The sequence below is a fragment of the Synechococcus sp. WC101 genome, from assembly GCF_047461555.1.
Taxonomy (GTDB): domain Bacteria; phylum Cyanobacteriota; class Cyanobacteriia; order Thermostichales; family Thermostichaceae; genus Thermostichus.
Genome location: NZ_JANSHG010000221.1, coordinates 1 through 2,957 on the forward strand (window position 1 = coordinate 1; position 2,957 = coordinate 2,957).

General features: G+C 60.6%; 3 protein-coding genes. All 3 read right to left on the reverse strand.

Annotated elements, in window-relative coordinates:
• A partial coding sequence (gene gpmI, locus NW809_RS11685) for a 2,3-bisphosphoglycerate-independent phosphoglycerate mutase (RefSeq protein WP_414402206.1) occupies positions 1-1,483 on the reverse strand: 1,483 nt, incomplete at its 3' end.
• A gap of 207 nt (positions 1,484-1,690) precedes the next feature.
• Complete coding sequence (locus NW809_RS11690; protein WP_011430938.1) at positions 1,691-2,215, reverse strand: tetratricopeptide repeat protein; 525 nt, start codon at positions 2,213-2,215, stop codon at positions 1,691-1,693.
• A 42-nt stretch (positions 2,216-2,257) separates the two neighbouring features.
• Positions 2,258-2,758, reverse strand: coding sequence for a DNA starvation/stationary phase protection protein Dps (dps, locus tag NW809_RS11695; protein ID WP_414402207.1), 501 nt, complete (start codon positions 2,756-2,758; stop codon positions 2,258-2,260).
• Between the last annotated feature and the right edge of the window lie 199 nt (positions 2,759-2,957).

Genomic DNA, 2,957 nt, shown 5'->3' on the forward strand with positions numbered 1-2,957 from the left:
GGGTGGGGCCGACATCGGCCAGGGTGCCGCCAGAGCGCAGCTTGACATCGCCACCGCGACCAGGGATCTTGCGCCTTTCCCCCTCCACCAGGATGCAGGGCACGGGGTTGGTGGTGTGGGCCGTCCAAGGGTTGCCCTGCTCGTCCCACATCAGCTCCGCATTGCCGTGATCCGCCACGATTAAGGTGGTTCCCCCCACGTCCACCACCGCCGCCAGCAGACGGCCCAGGCAGCGATCCACCGTCTCCAGCGCCCGCACCGTGGCCTTGAAGTTGCCGGTGTGGCCCACCATGTCGGGGTTGGCGTAGTTGAGCACCACCAGGCTGTATTCGCGGCGGGCGATAGCTTCGATGGCTTTGTCGGTCACCTCCACCGCTGACATCTCCGGCATTTGGTCGTAGGTGGCCACCAGCGGGCTTTGCACCAAGATGCGATCTTCGCCGGGAAAGGGCTGCTCAATGCCGCCGTTAAAAAAGTAGGTGACGTGGGCGTACTTTTCCGTCTCGGCAATGCGCAATTGCTTGAGGCCGGCCTCGCTCACCACTTTGCCCAGCAGGTGATCCAGGTTCTGCGGCTTAAAAAGCACCTGCACCGGCAAGGTCGGATCGTACTGGGTCATGGTGATGAAGGTGAGATCCGGAATCAGACGGCGCTGAAAACCGGAAAAGTCGGGACAGACAAAAGCTTGGGTAAGCTGGCGGGCGCGATCCGGGCGGAAATTGAAGAAGATGACCGCATCTCCCGACTGCACCGCCCCCGGAGCCAAGCGAGTGGGGGGAATAAACTCGTCGGTAATATCCTGGGCGTAAAAGTCTTCCATCACCTCGGCGGCGCTGCGGCCACAGCCAGGGCCGTCTTCCGTCAAGATCTCGTAGGCCTTCTGGGTGCGCTCCCAACGGCGATCCCGATCCATGGCGTAGTAGCGGCCGCTCAGGGTGGCGATGACGCCGCTGCCCAGCCATTGCAGCTCTTTTTCCAGAGCGGCCAGAACCCTGGCTCCATCGCGGGGCAAGGTATCGCGGCCATCGGCGATGGCGTGGACATAGGCAGGGATCCCCGCCTGGGCTGCCAGCTTCAGCAAGCCGTAGAGATGGTCGATGTGGGAGTGAACCCCCCCCTCAGAGCAGAGGCCAATGAAATGAAAACGGCCCCCCTGCTCCTTGAGCCGATGACAAACCTCCACCAAGAGGGGCTCGTGAAAAAGGGATCCCGTCTCGATGGCGTCGCTGATACGCACCAACTCCTGCGGCACCACCCGCCCCGCCCCCAGGGTCAGGTGGCCCACTTCTGAGTTGCCCATTTGCCCTGACGGCAGGCCCACGGCTCGCCCCGAAGCTTGCAGCAGGGTATGGGGGTAGGTAGCCCATAGGCTGTCCACGACAGGGGTTCGGGCGGCCAGCACCGCATTGCCCTCAGGGGCTTCGCGATAACCCCAGCCATCCAGGATTACCAGAACCACAGGTGCCACCGATTGTGCATCCATGAAATGGCCTCTCGTTTTTTAAGACATAATACCAGCCCAGGCAATACGATACCGAATCCTCCATTCCCTCTCAAGATTTCACCTTTCTTGTGAGGGGAAAAGAAGCAACTCCAATAGTCGGGATTGAGCAGCTACCGCCAATCGATAGGCGAGCTGCCATAAGTATTTATACATATCTGCGCAGACATCTACCCAGATAAAACACGGTCAGCCGCGGGGGCTGGGCCGCAAACGTTTGCGCAGGGACTCGGCGCGGCGCTTGGCAATGGCATTCTTCGGATCCAGTTGCAGCACCGTCTCGTAGGCCTCGAGGCCAGGGCCGTAGAGATTTTTCTTCTCGTAGGCATGGGCCAGATTGTTCCAAGCGGTTACATAGCCGGGATCCGCTGCCACCGCGTCTTTGTAGTAGCGGATGGCCAAGTCGTATTGCCCCTGGCTGAAGTAGGCAAAGCCGAGGGCGTTGCAGACGGGGGGAATGTTCTCCCCAGCCACCTCTAGAGCTTTTTTAAGCTGGACGATGGCCTGGTCGTAGAGGCGCTTTTGCAGATAGACGCTGCCCAACTCGTAGTGCTCCTGCGGGGATCCCTTGCCTTTGCTCAGGCGGGGCTGGAGCTGCCGGATGACTCTTTCCTGGGCCCGTATCCGCAGCACCTCGCGCAGGACGAAGTAGCCCACCACGCTGAGGATACCGGCCAAAGCCACCAGGTACAGGAGGGGAGCGTTGACGCCCATTTTGCCTATCCCGCTTGCCTCTTCAGATTTGCCTTGCCAGCGTTACGCCTGCAGGTGAGCCTCGATCAACCAAAGATCTTTGTCGATCTGGCGCGAGATCTCGGTAAACAGGTCGGCGGTATCGGCGTCCCCCAGTTCGGTACTGCGGTCGATGTTGCGGCGCACCGAAGCGGCATACTGGCCGTAGCGGGCCGCCAAAGCCTGCAGGTGAGCCCGGCCGTCTTCAGCCGTCAGGTCGTACTCCGGCAAGGCTGAGGTTTGGGCGACGATGCGGGCCGTGCCGCGGGCAATGCCCCCCAAAGCTGTAACCCGCTCCGCCAGCATGTCCACGTAGTTCTCCAGAGTGCCGGCAAAGGTGTCGAACATCTCGTGCAGGGCGATGAAGTTCATGCCTTTGACGTTCCAGTGGGCCTGCTTCACCTGAGTTTTCAAATCCAGCGTGTCCGCCAAGGACTGGTTGAGCAGCTCCACCAGTTGCGCGCGGGCCTCCGCCGGCAAGTCGATCTGGGTGGAGTAGAGACGGGTTTTTGCGGCGGTAACCATAGCCAACCTCCTAAGTTGTGTTTCCATTATCTGGGATCCGCCTCGGCTCTGGGGCCTGCTGATTCCCGACTGAGTCCATACTAACACAAACTCGGAATGAGTATGAGTTAGCAAGCGCTTACTTGCCGATGCAGAAGCGGCTGAAGATCTGATCCAGCACCGCTTCGGAGATCTCCTCGCCGGTGATTTGGCCAAGGGC

Excerpts from the sequence above, each read along its gene's own strand:
- NW809_RS11690 (WP_011430938.1), bottom strand. The coding sequence starts at position 2,215 with ATGGGCGTCAACGCTCCCCTCCTGTACCTGGTGGCTTTGGCCGGTATC.
- dps (WP_414402207.1), bottom strand. The coding sequence starts at position 2,758 with ATGGTTACCGCCGCAAAAACCCGTCTCTACTCCACCCAGATCGACTTG.